The organism is Mesorhizobium sp. B263B2A (assembly GCF_020165775.1).
Taxonomy (GTDB): Bacteria; Pseudomonadota; Alphaproteobacteria; order Rhizobiales; family Rhizobiaceae; genus Mesorhizobium; species Mesorhizobium opportunistum.
Map to the genome: position 1 here is coordinate 20,442 of NZ_JAIUIU010000013.1, position 15,367 is coordinate 35,808.

16 protein-coding genes and 1 tRNA gene are annotated in these 15,367 nt (G+C 63.9%); 12 read left to right on the top strand and 5 right to left on the bottom strand.

Going from position 1 to position 15,367, the window contains the following annotated elements:
* The first annotated feature begins 83 nt into the window (after window positions 1-83).
* Genes LB568_RS20090 through atzF form a run of 8 tightly spaced genes read left to right on the top strand, consistent with a single transcriptional unit; the run spans window position 84 to window position 8,355 of the window.
* On the top strand, window positions 84-1,211 hold the full coding sequence (locus LB568_RS20090) for a BMP family ABC transporter substrate-binding protein (protein ID WP_013893341.1): 1,128 nt from the start codon (window positions 84-86) through the stop codon (window positions 1,209-1,211).
* A gap of 19 nt (window positions 1,212-1,230) precedes the next feature.
* Window positions 1,231-2,349, top strand: a complete 1,119-nt coding sequence (locus LB568_RS20095; protein ID WP_224731090.1) for an ABC transporter permease — start codon at window positions 1,231-1,233, stop codon at window positions 2,347-2,349.
* Window positions 2,349-3,275, top strand: a complete 927-nt coding sequence (locus LB568_RS20100; protein WP_013893343.1) for an ABC transporter permease — start codon at window positions 2,349-2,351, stop codon at window positions 3,273-3,275. Before LB568_RS20095 ends, LB568_RS20100 begins: the two co-directional genes overlap by 1 nt.
* 16 nt (window positions 3,276-3,291) lie before the next feature.
* Window positions 3,292-3,987, top strand: a complete 696-nt coding sequence (locus LB568_RS20105) for a cysteine hydrolase family protein (RefSeq protein ID WP_023765231.1) — start codon at window positions 3,292-3,294, stop codon at window positions 3,985-3,987.
* A 10-nt stretch (window positions 3,988-3,997) separates the two neighbouring features.
* Entirely contained in the window at window positions 3,998-5,524 is a 1,527-nt protein-coding gene (locus LB568_RS20110) for an ABC transporter ATP-binding protein (protein ID WP_224731091.1), read from the top strand.
* The gene (locus tag LB568_RS20115; protein WP_224731092.1) at window positions 5,524-6,192 is read left to right on the top strand and encodes a cysteine hydrolase family protein; all 669 of its coding nucleotides are present in this window, start codon (window positions 5,524-5,526) and stop codon (window positions 6,190-6,192) included. The genes LB568_RS20110 and LB568_RS20115 overlap by 1 nt, the downstream gene beginning before the upstream one ends.
* A complete protein-coding gene (locus LB568_RS20120) occupies window positions 6,185-6,535 on the top strand; it encodes a cupin domain-containing protein (RefSeq protein WP_013893347.1) in 351 nt (116 codons plus the stop codon). The genes LB568_RS20115 and LB568_RS20120 overlap by 8 nt, the downstream gene beginning before the upstream one ends.
* Window positions 6,532-8,355, top strand: coding sequence for an allophanate hydrolase (gene atzF / locus LB568_RS20125; protein ID WP_224731093.1), 1,824 nt, complete (start codon window positions 6,532-6,534; stop codon window positions 8,353-8,355). Before LB568_RS20120 ends, atzF begins: the two co-directional genes overlap by 4 nt.
* Window positions 8,356-8,522: 167 nt before the next feature.
* Here atzF and LB568_RS20130 read toward each other — a convergent pair.
* Window positions 8,523-8,599, bottom strand: a tRNA-Met gene (locus LB568_RS20130).
* 240 nt (window positions 8,600-8,839) lie between these two features.
* Between LB568_RS20130 and LB568_RS20135 the strand changes: the two genes are divergently transcribed.
* Window positions 8,840-9,799 (top strand): Gfo/Idh/MocA family protein, encoded by a 960-nt coding sequence (locus tag LB568_RS20135; protein ID WP_224731094.1) that lies wholly within the window; start codon window positions 8,840-8,842, stop codon window positions 9,797-9,799.
* A gap of 16 nt (window positions 9,800-9,815) precedes the next feature.
* Here the strand turns inward: LB568_RS20135 and mnmA are convergent, their stop codons facing one another.
* On the bottom strand, window positions 9,816-11,006 hold the full coding sequence (gene mnmA / locus LB568_RS20140) for a tRNA 2-thiouridine(34) synthase MnmA (protein WP_224731095.1): 1,191 nt from the start codon (window positions 11,004-11,006) through the stop codon (window positions 9,816-9,818).
* Between the two features lie 298 nt (window positions 11,007-11,304).
* Here mnmA and LB568_RS20145 point away from each other — a divergent pair, with 298 nt between their 5' ends.
* Window positions 11,305-11,580: a DUF1153 domain-containing protein gene (locus tag LB568_RS20145; protein ID WP_006203587.1), complete on the top strand. Its 276-nt coding sequence runs from the start codon at window positions 11,305-11,307 to the stop codon at window positions 11,578-11,580.
* A gap of 69 nt (window positions 11,581-11,649) precedes the next feature.
* On the opposite strand, the gene LB568_RS20150 is transcribed toward LB568_RS20145, so the two are convergent.
* Window positions 11,650-12,576 (bottom strand): NADP-dependent oxidoreductase, encoded by a 927-nt coding sequence (locus LB568_RS20150; RefSeq protein WP_013893379.1) that lies wholly within the window; start codon window positions 12,574-12,576, stop codon window positions 11,650-11,652.
* An 89-nt stretch (window positions 12,577-12,665) separates the two neighbouring features.
* On the opposite strand from LB568_RS20150, the gene LB568_RS20155 reads away from it, so the two are divergent.
* Entirely contained in the window at window positions 12,666-13,064 is a 399-nt protein-coding gene (locus tag LB568_RS20155; RefSeq protein ID WP_013893380.1) for a winged helix-turn-helix transcriptional regulator, read from the top strand.
* Between the two features lie 73 nt (window positions 13,065-13,137).
* Here LB568_RS20155 and LB568_RS20160 read toward each other — a convergent pair whose 3' ends face one another.
* The gene (locus LB568_RS20160; RefSeq protein WP_224731096.1) at window positions 13,138-13,515 is read right to left on the bottom strand and encodes a flagellar export protein FliJ; all 378 of its coding nucleotides are present in this window, start codon (window positions 13,513-13,515) and stop codon (window positions 13,138-13,140) included.
* A gap of 451 nt (window positions 13,516-13,966) precedes the next feature.
* On the opposite strand from LB568_RS20160, the gene ctrA reads away from it, so the two are divergent.
* Window positions 13,967-14,662, top strand: coding sequence for a response regulator transcription factor CtrA (gene ctrA / locus LB568_RS20165; protein ID WP_006203583.1), 696 nt, complete (start codon window positions 13,967-13,969; stop codon window positions 14,660-14,662).
* A 172-nt stretch (window positions 14,663-14,834) separates the two neighbouring features.
* Here the strand turns inward: ctrA and LB568_RS20170 are convergent, their stop codons facing one another.
* Window positions 14,835-15,203 (bottom strand): response regulator, encoded by a 369-nt coding sequence (locus LB568_RS20170; protein ID WP_013893382.1) that lies wholly within the window; start codon window positions 15,201-15,203, stop codon window positions 14,835-14,837.
* Window positions 15,204-15,367: the final 164 nt, after the last annotated feature.

Genomic DNA, 15,367 nt, shown 5'->3' on the forward strand with positions numbered 1-15,367 from the left:
CAACAAACTGGCACAGCGATTGCATGCACTTTCTTGATGGCATGTTAACCGGCCCGGAAGGGTCCTACAGGGGAGCATTCAATATGACCGCGAGATTCACGCTTAACCGCCGCGAACTGCTCAAGACCTCCGCCGCCGGAGCCGCGCTCGGCCTGGCCTCGGCATCCTTTCCGATCAGCAGGGCCTTTGCCGCCGCCGCCACCGTCGGCTTCATCTATGTGGGGCCGAAGGACGACTACGGCTACAACCAGGCGCATGCCGAGGGTGCGGCGGCGCTGAAGGGCATCGAAGGCATCACCGTCGTCGAGGAGGAGAACGTCCCCGAGACGGTCGACGTCCAGAAGACGATGGAATCGATGATCAATCTCGACGGCGCCTCGCTGATTTTCCCGACCTCCTTCGGCTATTTCGACCCCCACATGCTGGCCATGTGCACGAAATTCCCTGACGTGCAGTTCCGCCACTGCGGCGGCATGTGGAACAAGGACAAGCATCCGATGAACGCCGGTTCCTATTTCGGCTATATCGGCATGGGCCAGTATCTCAACGGCGTCGTCGCCGGCCACACCTCAAAGTCGAAGAAGCTTGGCTTCGTCGCCGCCAAGCCGATCCCGCAGGTGCTTCTCAACATCAACTCCTTCCTGCTCGGCGCGCGCTCGGTCGACCCGACGATCACCTGCCAGGTGATCTTCACCGGCGAGTGGTCGCTGGCGGTCAAGGAGGCTGAAGCCACCAACGCCCTGGTCGACCAGGGCATTGACGTCATCACCTGCCATGTCGACAGCCCCAAGGTCGTGGTCGAGACGGCCGCCGGCCGCGGCGCCTTCGTCTGCGGCTACCACGCCAACCAGAGCCCGCTGGCGCCCGAGAAATACCTCACCGGCGCCGAATGGAACTGGGCCAAGGTCTACAAGATGTTCGTCGACGACCTCATCGCCGGTAAGCCGCTGCCCAATTTCACCCGAGGCGGACTGGCCGACGGGTTCGTCAAGATGAGCCCGCTCGGTCCCGCCGTCTCCGAGCCGGCGCGCAAGCAGTTCGACGCCACGCTGGCCGAAATGATGAAGGGCGGCTTCTCCGTCATCAAGGGCCCGCTGAAGAGCAACAAGGGCGTCGTCGTGGCAACCGAAGGCCAGGCCTTCGCCGAGACCGCCATCGAGCTCGAAAGTATGGACTATCTCGTCGATGGCGTCGTCGGCTCGACCGCCTGAACCGCACGGAGACGGCAACATGACAGACACGGTGGCAGGCGCGCCGGCGACGTTCGGGGCCAGGGGTTATCCGGCGGCGCTCGAATGGATCGCCAGGCGGGCGGAAGCCTTCGTCATTCCGCTCGCGGCACTGGTCGTCGGCATGGTGCTGTTCAGCCTGTTCATCCTGGCTGTCGGCAAGTCGCCGGTCCAACTCTATGAAACGATGTGGCGCGGCGGCTTCGGCTCGTGGTTCTCTGTCCAGAACTCCCTGTCGCGCGCCGCACCGCTATTGCTGGCGGCGCTCTGCGTGGCGCTGCCGGCCCGGCTCGGGCTGGTCGTCATCGGCGGCGAGGGCGCCATCGTGCTCGGCGGCGTCGCCCCCGCGGCAGCTGGCACCATGCTCAGCGGCGCTCCCTCCCTCATTGTCATTCTCGTCATGGGCGTGGCGGGCATGGCCGCCGGCGGCATCTGGATAGGTGCCGTCGGCGCGCTCCGCCATTACCGCGCCGTCAACGAGACCATTTCCAGCCTGCTGATGGCCTATATCGCGATTGCCCTGATGAACCAGCTGGTTGAAGGGCCGCTGCGCGATCCAGCCTCGCTCAACAAGCCCTCGACCCAGCCGCTGGCGGACATCTACCGCATCGGCAACATGCCCGGCATGGAGGTGCATTGGGGCCTTGCCGTCGGCGTCGTCGCCTGCGTGCTGTCCTGGGTGCTGATCGAAAAGACCCGCTGGGGCTTTGCCGCACGCATCGCCGGCGGCAATGTGCGGGCGGCCCAGGTGCAGGGGCTTGCCGTCGGCTCGCTGATCGTCGGCTTCACCGGGCTGGCCGGCGCCTTCGCAGGTCTCGCCGGCATGCTGGAGGTCGCGGCTGTGCAGGGCAGCGCCAACGCCTCGCTCGCCGCCGGCTATGGCTATACCGGCATTCTCGTCGCCTTCCTTGCCCGCCATAATCCGCTGGCCATCATACCGGTCGCTTTCCTGCTCGGCGGCATCGATGCGTCCGGCGGACTGATCCAGCGCCGCATGGAGCTTCCCGACGCCACCGTTCTGGTGCTCCAGGGCATGCTGTTCATCGTCATCCTGTTCAGCGAGACCCTCTACGGCCGCTTCAAGGCCTTCAACCCCGATCTCTGGCAAAGGAGCAGCTGATGGACGACTCCGGGATCGGCCTCTGGGGCGTTCCGCTCGCCATACTCGGCGGCGCCATCCGCGTTTCTACCCCCTTCATCTTCGTCTCGCTCGGCGAAGCCATCACCGAACGCTCCGGCCGCATCAACCTTGGTCTCGAAGGCACGCTGGTGTTCGGCGCCATGAGCGCCTACGCGGTAGCGGTGAAGACAGGCTCGCCCTGGCTCGGCCTCGTCGCCGCCGCCTTCGCCGGCCTCTGCTTCGGCCTGTTCCACGGCTGGATCTGCAAATTCCCGAAGGTCAACGACATCGCCATCGGCATCGCCCTGATGCTGTTCGGTTCGGGTCTGGCCTTCTTCTTCGGCAAGCCCTTCATCCAGCCTTCGGCGCCCGACCTGCCGGCCATTCCCTTGGGCGCCTGGTCCGACATTCCGCAGGTGCAGGCGGCGCTTGACGTCAACGTGCTGTTCCTGACCGGCGCCGCACTGGCGGTGTTCCTGTGGTGGGCCTTCCGCAACACCCGCGCCGGCCTGATCCTGCGCGTCGTCGGCGACAGTTCCGACGCCGCGCGCGCCATGGGCCTCAATCCGAATACGGTGCGGCTCGCCGCCACCGGCGTCGGCGGCGCGCTGGCAGGGATCGGCGGCGCCTATCTGTCGCTCTACTATCCCGGCAGCTGGACCGAAGGCATCTCCTCGGGGCAAGGGCTGATGGCGGTGGCGCTGGTCATCTTCGCGCGCTGGAACCCGCTCGGCTGCTTTGCCGCAGCGCTTCTGTTCGGTGGCGCCGGCGCGCTCGGGCCGGCGCTGCAGTCGGTCGGCGTCACGCAAGGCTACTATCTCTTCTACGCCGCCCCGTACATCCTCACCCTCGTCATCATGATCGCCACCTCGTCGCCGAGCCGGTCGCTCGCCGGCGCGCCGGGCGAACTGTCGATCACCAAATGAGACCGGAGGTTTTGCCATGAACGCCAGAACCGGGCAGCGCTACATCGAGGCCGATCCCTATCCATGGCCCTACAATGGCGATCTCAGGCCCGACAACACGGCGCTGATCATCATCGACATGCAGACCGATTTCTGCGGGCCGGGCGGCTATGTCGACCATATGGGCTACGACCTGTCGCTGGTCCGCGCCCCGATCGAGCCGATCAAGTCGGTGCTGTCGGCGATGCGCGAGAAGGGCTACACCATCATCCACACTCGCGAGGGCCACCGGCCCGACCTCGCCGACCTGCCGGCCAACAAGCGCTGGCGCTCGCGCCGCATCAATGCCGGCATCGGCGATCCCGGTCCCTGCGGGCGCATCCTGGTGCGCGGCGAGCCGGGCTGGGACATCATCCCCGACCTCTATCCGGCCGAGGGCGAACCAATCATCGACAAGCCGGGCAAGGGCTCGTTCTGCGCCACCGACCTGGAGCTCATCCTCAACCAGCGCGGGATCGACAACATCGTACTCACCGGCATCACCACCGATGTCTGCGTCCACACCACCATGCGCGAGGCCAACGACCGCGGCTTCGAATGCGTCATGCTGGAGGATTGCTGCGGCGCCACCGACTACGGCAATCATCTGGCGGCCATCAAGATGATCAAGATGCAGGGCGGCGTCTTCGGCGCGGTGTCGAGCGCAGCCTCGCTCGTCGCCCAGCTACCGTGAGGAAATTGCCATGAGCGGAACCAGGAAGGCGGTCGGGGTCGAGACCATCGGAATGACCATGCGCTTCGGCGCCTTCACCGCACTCGACAATGTTTCGGTCAAGGTTCCCGCCGGCTCCTTCCACGCGCTGCTCGGCGAGAACGGCGCCGGCAAGTCGACGCTGGTCAAATGCATGATGGGTTTCTACCATCCGACATCAGGCGACATACTAGTCGATGGTCGCGAGGTAGCGATCGCCAGCCCCAGGGATGCCTCCGCGCTCGGCCTCGGCATGGTCTATCAACATTTTACGCTGGTGCCGTCGCTGACCGGCGCCGAGAACCTGGTCATTTCGCGCGAAAAGGTGCCGGGGGTCATCGACTGGCGCAAGGAGCGCGCCGGCCTTGCCCGGTTCATGGAGCGGATGCCGTTCAAACTGCCGCTCGACGTGAAGGTGGCCGAGCTTGCCGCCGGCGAGAAGCAGAAGCTGGAGATCGTCAAGCAGCTCTATCTTGGCCGCTCCTTCCTGGTGCTGGACGAGCCGACTTCCGTACTCACGCCCGCCGAGGCGCAGGAAGTGCTGGGTCTGGTGCGCGCCATGACCAAAGCGGGCGACCTCACCGTGCTGATGATCTCGCACAAGTTCCATGAGGTGACGGCCTTCGCCGACGACGTCAGCGTGCTGCGCAAGGGCAGGCTGACCGGCACCGGCCGCGTCGCCGACCTCGACCACAGGCAGATGGCGGCGATGATGATCGGCGACCAGCCGATCGCCGCTCTCGACAGCCGTGCTGAGACGAAGCCGAACGCCGAGATCGTGCTGAAAGTCAGGGCATTGAAGGCGCCGGACCGCACCGGGCTGAAGTCGATCCGCATCGAGGATCTCGGCGTGCGCTCGGGCGAGATCGTCGGCATCGCCGGCATTTCCGGCAACGGCCAGAAGGAATTCCTCGAAGTGCTGGCCGGGCAGCGCCCGCGCGATGCCGGCGAAGTCATGGTGCGCGGCACCGCCTATGCGGCGACGCGCGCCGAGGCGCGCGCGCTCAATGTCCGCCTCATCCCGGAGGAGCCGCTGAAGAACGCCTGCGCGCCGAAGATGACCGTGGCCGAGAACATCTCCTTCCGCACCTTCGATATCGACGGCGACGGCAAGCCGGTGAGCTGGATCAGTGCCGGTGCCATCAGGACATTCAGCGCCCGCCTGGTCGAGCAGTTCAAGGTCAAGACCGCATCGCTGTCCTCGCCGATCGCCTCGCTGTCGGGCGGCAATGTGCAGCGCGCCGTGCTCGCCCGTGAGCTCACCGGCGAGGTCGATCTGCTAATCGTCTCCAACCCGTGCTTCGGTCTCGACTTCTCGGCCGTGGCTGAGATCCGCGCCCGCATCATGAAGGCGCGCAATGCCGGTGCCGCCGTGCTTTTGATGTCGGAGGATCTCGACGAACTGCTCGAACTCTCCGATCGCATCCTCGTCATGTCCGACGGCGCGCTGGTCTACGAAACATCAATCGCGCAGGCGAGCGTGCAGACGATCGGCGAGCACATGGCGGGACATCATTGATGGCTGAAATCGCAGCGCGGCCATTTCCATTTGCCTTCAAGCCGCGCACCATGGCGCTGGTCGTCATCGACATGCAGCGCGATTTTGCCGAGCCCGGTGGCTTCGGCGCCAGCCTCGGCAACGACGTCAGCCGGGTCGTGGCGATCGTTCCGACGGTGAAGCGGCTGATCGAGGGCTTTCGCGCCGCCGGCCTGCCGGTGATCCACACCATGGAGTGCCACAGGCCCGACCTTTCAGACCTGCCGCCGGCCAAGCGCAACCGCGGCAATCCGACGATCCGCATCGGCGATGCCGGCCCGATGGGCCGCGTGCTGATCGCCGGCGAGCCGGGTACGGCGATCCTCGACGCGCTTGCGCCGCTGCCCGGCGAGATCGTGATCGAGAAGCCCGGCAAGGGCGCGTTCTATGCGACCAGCTTCGGTGACGACCTCAAGCGGCTCGGCGCCCAGCACCTCGTCTTTGCCGGTGTGACGACCGAAGTCTGCGTGCAGACGACGATGCGCGAAGCCAACGACCGCGGCTATGAGTGTCTGCTCGCCGAGGACGCGACGGAAAGCTACTTTCCCGAATTCAAGGCGGCGGCACTGGCCATGATCCGGGCGCAGGGCGCCATCGTCGGCTGGACGGCAACGACCGACCAGGTGCTCGAGGGAATTGCCAATGCCTAATCTTGCCTTTGCCGGCCTGCTCGACGGCGGCTGGCGCGATCTCGCGTTCGAACATTTCCGCGACGGCATCAGCGTGCACTGGCTGCTGAAGGGCGGGCCGGTCGAGCCGTCGGTCGCGATCCTGAAATACCGGTCCGGCGCCAGCGTGCCGCGACACCGGCATGTCGGGCTGGAAACCATCGTCGTGCTGGAAGGCACCCAGAGCGACGAGAACGGCGACTACCCCGCCGGCAGCGTCATCCTGAACCCGGTCGGCACCGAGCATTCGGTGTGGACGAAGGACGGTTGCGTGGTGCTGATCCAGTGGGACCTGCCGGTGATCATTCTGGGGGAGACGAAATGAGCGATATCCACTTCGACATAGCGAGCCTGCACGCAGCCTATCGGGGAGGCCTCGCCGTCGGCGATGTGATCGCGACGATCTTCACCCGCAGCGAAGCGGCCGATGACCCCGGCATCTTCATCCATCTCGCCGCCAAGGCGGATCTCCTCGCCCAGGCTGCGGCACTCGGTCCGTTCGACCCGGCGACAAAGCCGCTCTGGGGCATTCCCTTCGCCGTCAAGGATAACATCGACGTCGCCGGCATGCCCACGACGGCCGCCTGCGCCGAATACACCTATTGGCCCGAGAAAGACGCCACCGTCGTGGCGCGGCTGAAAGCGGCCGGTGCGCTGGTCGTCGGCAAGACCAATCTCGACCAGTTCGCCACCGGCCTCGTCGGCGTGCGCACGCCCTGGCCGATCCCGCGCAACGCCATCGACGAGGCGCTTGTGCCAGGCGGCTCCTCCTCGGGGTCGGCGGTGGCGACGGCGCGCGGCATCGTCGCCTTCGCGCTTGGCACCGACACCGCCGGCTCCGGCCGCATTCCGGCCGGCCTCAACAACATCGTCGGGCTGAAGCCGACCGTCGGCGCGCTGTCGGCCGCCGGCGTCGTGCCGGCCTGCCGCACGCTCGACTGCGTCTCGGTGTTCGCGCTGACCGTCGATGATGCGTATAGGGTGTTCTCCGTTGCCGCCGCGCGCGACGCTGCCGATCCTTATTCGCGTGACATCGCCGTCCAGCCGCTCGCCAGGCGCCAGCCGGTGCTGACCGTCGGCGTGCCTGTAAAAGCGGACCTCGAATTCTTCGGCGATACGGCCATGCAGGCTGGATTCGAAGCTTCGCTTGCCATGCTGTCGCGGCTTGGCTGCCGGCTGGTAGAAATCCCCTTCGGCGATTTCTACGCCACCGCCAACCTGCTCTATGAGGGCGCCTGGGTGGCCGAGCGCTATGCGGCGATCCGCGATTTCATAGAGGCCAACGAAGCCGCCTTGCATCCGGTGACGCGCAAGATCATCGGCGGCGCCAGGAACCTGTCGGCGGCAGACGCCTTCCGCGGTCTCTACGCGTTGCAGGCCTACAAGGCGAAGCTCGCCCCGGTCATCGCCTCGGTCGACCTGTTCTGCGTGCCGACCGCCCCAACTCACTATACCACTGCTACCGTGCTCGCCGATCCCGTCGAGACCAACAGCCGCCTCGGCACCTATACCAATTTCGTCAACCTGCTCGATATGTGCGGCATCGCCGTGCCGACCGGCAAGCTCGGCGACGGCCTGCCGATGAGCGTCACCTTGCTGGCGCCGGCCGGCTGCGATGCGCTGACGGCGATGCTCGCCCGCGACCTGCATGCGGCGAGCGCCCTTCCGCTCGGCGCCACAGACTGGCCACAGCCCGGCCTGCAGCCAGCCGCCCAGCCGCCTGGCGACGGCCTGATCGACCTAGTGGTGGTCGGCGCGCATCTGTCGGGCATGCCGCTCAACGGCCAGCTCAACCAGCTTGGCGCGCAGTTCGGGCGCGCGACCAGGACCGCCGCCGCCTACAAGCTCTATGCTCTGGCCGGCCAGTTGGTGCCGAAGCCCGGGCTGATCCGCGTTGCCGATGGCGGCATGCGGATCGACGTCGAGGTCTGGCGACTTGATGCGGCTGCATTCGGCCGCTTCGTCGCCGCCATCCCGCCGCCGCTCGGCATCGGCACGATCGAGCTCGATGATGGAACGTTGGCGAAGGGATTCCTCGCCGAAACAGCAGGCCTGTCGGCGGCCACCGACATCTCGGCCTATGGCGGCTGGCGCCGCTTTATCGCACGCGGCAAAGACATGGCCGATCAAAGTGAAAAGCGGTAGGACTGGCCGCTGGCGTCCCGATCTGACCGTCGTGCAGACTTGCTTTGCCGGACTTGCCTATTGGCACGCCGGTGGAGGTGTCCTCTCGACCACCAGTCCCACAACGCTTCCCTATCTCATGAAGCCCTGTGGTCAGATTGCGCGGGCGTTGAGGGTTTAAGGAGTTTTGGTAGCGGGAGAGGGACTTGAACCCCCGACCCCAGGATTATGATTCCCGTGCTCTAACCAACTGAGCTACCCCGCCAGGGCGGCGAAAGGCCCGAAAACCGCCTTAAATCGAAAGGCATTTCGAGGCGTTCGCCAAGGTCGCGCGGATATAAGGTTGGGAGGGCGAGCCTGTCAAGCTTCGAAGCATTCCATATCGCCGCATATTCTCATTGCCGAAAAAAGCTTTGCCGCGTCGACATTTGGTTGCAGCCGCCGGGGTTGAGTTCGAAGGGGCACGTCGCTATGTCTCGGCCACGAGTTTTTAGAGTTGAAACAGATGAAGCCGCGCATTGCAGTCCTCGGTTGCGGATACTGGGGCAGCAACCACATCCGCACCCTCAAGGCGCTCGGCGCGCTGCACGCGGTCTCGGACGCCAACCGTGCCCGTGCCGAAGGTTTTGCCAGCGAACAGGATTGCCTGGCGATCGAGCCCGACCAGCTGTTCGTCCGCGATGACATCGACGCCATCGTCATGGCCTTGCCGCCGCAGTTCCATGCCGATCTTTCCGTGCGCGCCGTCGAGAGCGGCAAGGACGTGCTGGTGGAAAAGCCGATCGCGCTGACGGTCGCGGATGCCGAGCGCTCGGTGCAGGCGGCCAAGGACAATGGCCGCGTCTTCATGGTCGGACATGTGCTGCGTTTCCACCCCGCCTTCGAGACGCTGAAGGGGCTGATCGACAAAGGCGAACTCGGCGAGGTCCGCTATATCCACTCGCATCGGCTCGGCCTCGGCAAGTTCCACACCGAGAACGATGCGTTGTGGGACCTGGCGCCGCACGATCTGTCGATGATCCTGGCCATCACCGGCACCGAGCCGATCGAGGTGCGCGGCGAGGGGGCGGCCCTGCTCGACAATCTCAGCGACTTCGCGCATCTGCACATGCGCTTTCCCAACGGCCTGCGCAGCCACCTCTTCGCGTCACGGCTCAATCCCTATCGCGAGCGGCGGCTGACGGTGGTCGGCACCAAGGCGATGGCGGTGTTCGACGATGTCGAGCCCTGGGAGCGCAAGCTTGCCGTCTACCGTCACGCGGTGTGGCAGGACAGCGGCCAATGGGCGTTCACCACCAACGAGCCGTCCTATGTCGCGGTCGCGCAAGGCATGCCGCTGACGCGCGAGCTGGAGCATTTCATCCAGTGCATCGAGACGCGGGCCGAGCCACGCACCAGCGGCGAGGAAGCGATCAGGGTGCTGCGCATCCTGACTGCGGGCACGGTCACCCACACCAAGTCTTGAAAAGAAGCGTTTTGACCTACTCGGCCGGAATCTGCGCCGGCCTTGCGGCAAGCCGGCTGAGCATCGCCTCGGCCTCGGCGCCGCGCTCGGAGCGCTCGATGAAGCCGCCGCCGAAGACGCGGGCCTCGTTGCCGTCGTCGGAATAAAGCACGCAGGCCTGTCCGGGCGCGATGCCGGACTCGCCATCGGCCAGTTCGACCGAAGTCACGCCGGCCTCGTGACGCAGCACCGCCGGGCGCGGCGGCCTGGTCGAGCGGACCTTGGCGAACAGCTCGATGCCGCCTGCGGGAATATCGGTGAGCTGACCGTCGCCAAGCCAGTTCATATTGCGCAGGTAGATCTTGTGCGTCTCCAGCGCCTCGCGGGGACCGACCACGACGCGGGCCCGTTCGGCGTCGAGATGGACGACATAGAGCGGCTCGCCGGACGCGATGCCGATGCCGCGGCGCTGGCCGATGGTGTAGCGCAGGATGCCTTCATGGCGGCCGAGCACGCGGCCGTCGATGTGCACGATGTCGCCCGGATTGGCGGCTGAAGGCTTCAGCTTGGCGATGATGTCGGAATACTTTCCCTGCGGCACGAAGCAGATGTCCTGGCTGTCCTGCTTGGCGGCGACCGTCAGCCCCATCTCCTCGGCAATGGCGCGAACCTGCGGCTTCGACAGGCCGCCGAGCGGAAATCTGAGATAGTCGATCTGCGCCTGGGTGGTGGCGAACAGGAAATAGCTCTGGTCGCGGTCGGCATCGACCGGCCGGTAGAGCGCGCGATGGGCGCCGTTGGCGCCGGAGCGGATGTAGTGACCGGTGGCCAGCGCATCGGCGCCCAGCTCCTTGGCGGTGGCCAGAAGATCGGCGAACTTCACTGTCTGGTTGCAGGAGACGCAAGGGATGGGCGTTTCGCCGGCGACGTAGCTCTCGGCGAACGGGTCGATGACCGCCTTGCGGAACCGTTCCTCATAATCGAGCACGTAGTGGGGAATGCCGAGCGTCTCGGAGACGCGGCGGGCATCGTCGATGTCCTGTCCGGCGCAGCATGAACCGGCCCGGTGCGTCGCCGCGCCATGATCATAGAGCTGCAAGGTGACGCCGACGACGTCATAGCCCTCGCGCTTCAGCAGGCCGGCGACCACGGACGAATCCACGCCGCCCGACATGGCGACGACGATGCGGGTGTTTTCGGGACGTCCGGGAAGATCGAGACTGTTCATGGTGCTTTCATTCTGCGCGGCACCTGAATGCCAATGTCGAGAATATAGGTCAAGCTTTCCGGCGACGCCAGCTTGCAAGCCAATTCACGGGCCAATTCACGGCTTGTGGCCGATCCGCGACCGGACGGATTTTCCCGGCCAATTCAAGGCTTCCAGCCAGATATTTCAAATGCCGGCGAAAAGACTAACGCGGCGTTCACGATCCTTACCTAGTCATTAGGGTCTGCTTAGGCAATTTTTAAAGCTGTGGCGGTAACGTGGCGGGGATTGGGTCTTTGAGTTTTTTGTAGAGAGTACGATGACCGATCTGGTTAGACCTAGAGTCAAGTATGTTATCGGGCCTGACGGCAGCCCCCTTACGATTGCCGATCTGCCGCCGACGAACACGCGTCGCTGGGTCATTCGGCGTAAGGCGGAAGTGGTCGCGGCGGTGCGTGGCGGACTTTTGAGCCTCGAAGAGGCCTGCCAACGCTACAAGCTGACCACAGAGGAATTCCTGTCCTGGCAGGCGTCGATCGACGAATACGGTCTCGCCGGACTGCGCACCACGCGCATCCAGCAATACCGGCATTAGAGCAGTTCGAAAACAATCAAAGGGCGCGGCACTCCGCGCCCTTTTTGTTTTTCGAGCAATTTCCGGCGGTCACACCGTCAGCGCCACCTTGCCGATCGGCTTGGTGGCGAGAAAGGCGTGGGCAGCGCCGGCCTCTTCGAGCGGGAAGCTCTTCGCCACATGGACGGCGAGCTTGTTCGCATCGATCAAGCGGCCAAGTTCCACCAGGCCTTCGCGATCGGGCACGACGGACATGCGCTCGACCCGGATGTCGCGCGCGCCGGCATCGGCTCGCGTGGCGTCGTTGACATTAAGCAATGACACCAGCACGCCGCCATGCTTGATGACCTTCAGCGAGCGATCGGCATGATCGCCGCCCACGGGCTCCAACACCAGATCGATGTCGCTGATCTGGCTTGTGAAATCGCGCTTGGTGTAGTCGATGACCTCGTCGGCGCCGAGCTTGCGGACGAAATCGAGCTTGTTTGGGCTGGCGGTGGCGATGACGTAAGCGCCGCGCGCCTTGGCGATCTGCACCGCCAGATGGCCGACACCGCCGGCACCCGCATGCACCAGCACGCGCTGGCCCGATTTCAGTCCACCATGGCGGACAAGGCCTTGCCAGGCGGTAAGGCCGGCCAATGGCAATGCGCCGGCCTGGATGTGGTCGGCTCTCTTAGGCTTGAGTGCGATTTCATCCGCGGGGACAGTCACCAGTTCCGCGTAGGCCGCCGCCTGCTTGGGGAAGCGCGGCATGCCGAACACCTCGTCGCCGATCTTGAGGGCGGTGACGCCGGCGCCCAACGCTTCGACCGTCCCCGAAATGTCCCAGCCGAGGATGAAGGGCGGCTCGCCAAGCAAGGGATAATAGCCGGCGCGTACGGCGCCATCGACGGGATTGATGCCGGCGGCCTTGACTCGAACCAGCACCTCGCCGGCTTCGGGCGAGGGATCGGGCTGGTTGGCAATGACGAGGACGTCGGGTCCGCCGACGGTGTTCTGGATAACGGCACGCATGGGGTGTCTCCTGCTTGGTTGGCGCCACTATCATTTGGATAGTAATGATCTCTTGTCTAGTATATACCTTTTTGATATATAGATACCCTATGGATAGTGAAGATAGTTGCTCCTTCGGCTATGACGCGTTCCGACGGACATGTCCGTCGCACACCGTGCTCGAGATGCTGGCCAGCAAATGGGTCTATCTGGTGGTTTGCGCGCTGCGCAAAGGTCGGCAGCGCAATGGCGAGCTTGCCCGCAAGCTCGAAGGCATCACGCCCAAGATGCTGACGCAGACATTGCGCGTGCTGGAGCGCGACGGCCTGGTGCGGCGGGAGGTCTATCCGGTTATTCCGCCACGCGTCGAATATGAGCTGACCGAGCTTGGCCAGAACCTGGCGGGATTGCTCACCCAGATCAGGTCATGGGCCGAGCAGCATGCACCGGACATCAAGGATGCCCGCGCAAGGGCGATTGCCGCAAATGAAGGGGATTGGGCCGCCTAGAGCCGGTTCACCCTCTCGAGGCCGTCGCCCGGTAGGTTGCGCGCGCCGGGCGGACGCGCTCGGGACGCGGATGTCAGCCGATCATGGCGCTGCGGCCGCCGGTTTCGGTCTCGCGGATCTTCGTGTCGCGCGATTCCAGCATTTCAGCCTTGGAAAGCTCCGCTTCAGCTTCGCCGAGTAATGATTCGGCAGCGCTTCGCTGCTGGGCGAGGTCGCTTTGCGAATTTCTAAGGTTGTCGCGGCGCAAACGCGCCGCCTTGGCGAAGGTCGGATAGGCAAAATGGTTGATGTCGGTGATGCCGGCTTTCTTTTCCTCGGCGGTGATCTGAAGTTCCAGTTCGACCGCCATGCGTTCGAACTCGGCGATCATCATGTCGAGCTGCAGAAGCTGACGCCGCTTCTCAGTCACCTGAAACTGTTTCAGCCGAACGAGGTTTTCACGTGACTTCATGATTCGGTACTCCCGGAAACGCACACTCGCACATATCGTCCAAACCGCCTGGAAAGGCCCAAGCTCTGCCCGTGTCCACCGGCATTCCCCGAACTATGGGAAACAAAACCCTAAAGTTTTTTGCCGACGGTAACCATTCGTTTACGGGCATTGTTAATCATACGGGTCAGGGCTTAAGGCCGGGTAAAAATTCCGGCCGCCGAAGCGAAGCCGCCTCGATGAGTCCCTGGAGTCACTTAGTCCAGGTTATTAATGTGTTGCATTAGGAATTTTGGTCTGTGATTCGTCATTAGATTCAAGAGGGTGTAGAAAGGGGTTAAAAAATCTGATACCGTCATGGACGGGAAATTAGGTTTTGTTAACCATTCAATGGCAGCCTCTGCACAAGGCAACCACTGCTCCGGGGCAGGACGGGTCGTGAAATGGTCCGGCGGCAGAAAAGGGGAATGAAATGCGTGTTCTGCTGATAGAAGATGACAGTGCAACCGCACAAAGCATCGAACTGATGCTGAAATCGGAAAGTTTTAACGTCTATACGACGGACCTCGGCGAAGAGGGTGTCGATCTCGGCAAACTCTACGACTACGACATCATCCTTCTCGATCTCAACCTGCCCGACATGTCCGGCTACGAGGTCTTGAGAACGCTTCGCCTCTCCAAGGTAAAGACGCCCATCCTCATCCTCTCCGGCATGGCCGGCATCGAGGACAAGGTACGCGGCCTCGGCTTCGGCGCCGACGACTACATGACCAAGCCTTTCCACAAGGACGAGCTGGTGGCGCGCATCCATGCCATCGTGCGGCGTTCCAAGGGCCACGCCCAGTCGGTCATCACCACTGGCGACCTGGTGGTCAATCTCGACGCCAAGACCGTTGAGGTCGGCGGCCAGCGCGTGCACCTCACCGGCAAGGAATATCAGATGCTGGAGCTGCTCTCGCTGCGCAAGGGCACCACGCTCACCAAGGAAATGTTCCTCAACCACCTCTATGGCGGCATGGACGAGCCGGAGCTGAAGATCATCGACGTCTTCATCTGCAAGCTGCGCAAGAAGCTCGACGCCGCGTCCGGTGGCCAGAATTACATCGAGACGGTCTGGGGCCGCGGCTATGTGCTGCGCGAACCGGAAGACATCCGCGTCAGCGCCTGAGCGGCAAACGCCTTCAGAACCTCACCATCGACAAAAACCCGGCCCAGGCCGGGTTTTTTGCGTGATGGGCGGATACTTCATGTGGGCGGATGCTTGCGGAGCGGATACCAGCGGAGCGAATGCTTGCGGAAAAGCGTTCCGGATTTTTCCCGGAACGGTTCCAGGCCCCGAATCAGGCGGCGATCTTCAAGGCGCGAAAGCGCTCGAGCAGCTGCGGGCGGTTGAAGGGCTTCAGGAGATAGCCCTGGGCGCCGGCGCGCTTGGCCCGCATGATCGACGCGATATCGAGCTCGACCAGCGAGATCAGAATCTGCGGCCTGATCGGGCTTTCCATGGCGCGTACGCGGCGGATGAGGTCAACCGCCTGCACGTCCGGCAGGGCGCCGTCGACGACGATGATGTCAGGCATGTCGGCGGCACACATCTCCAGTGCGTCAAGTCCGCTCGCTGCTTCGATGATCATCATGTCGGAACCGCCCAGGATGCGTTTTGCAACCTTCCTGATGACGCTCGAATCGTCGACGAACATACAGCGTTTCATTTCCGAGTCCTCTTTGCCTTTTGGCAATCCGGTAGCGTCGGGGCATCGAGGAGCACCATAAGCCAATCTGGTAAAGAAGCCGAAAAGGCATTGGGTAAAATTTTTGCAAAGATGCCATTTGACTGACTTTCCTTGCAGATGCTTCGATGTGGTCGTTTGGGAGA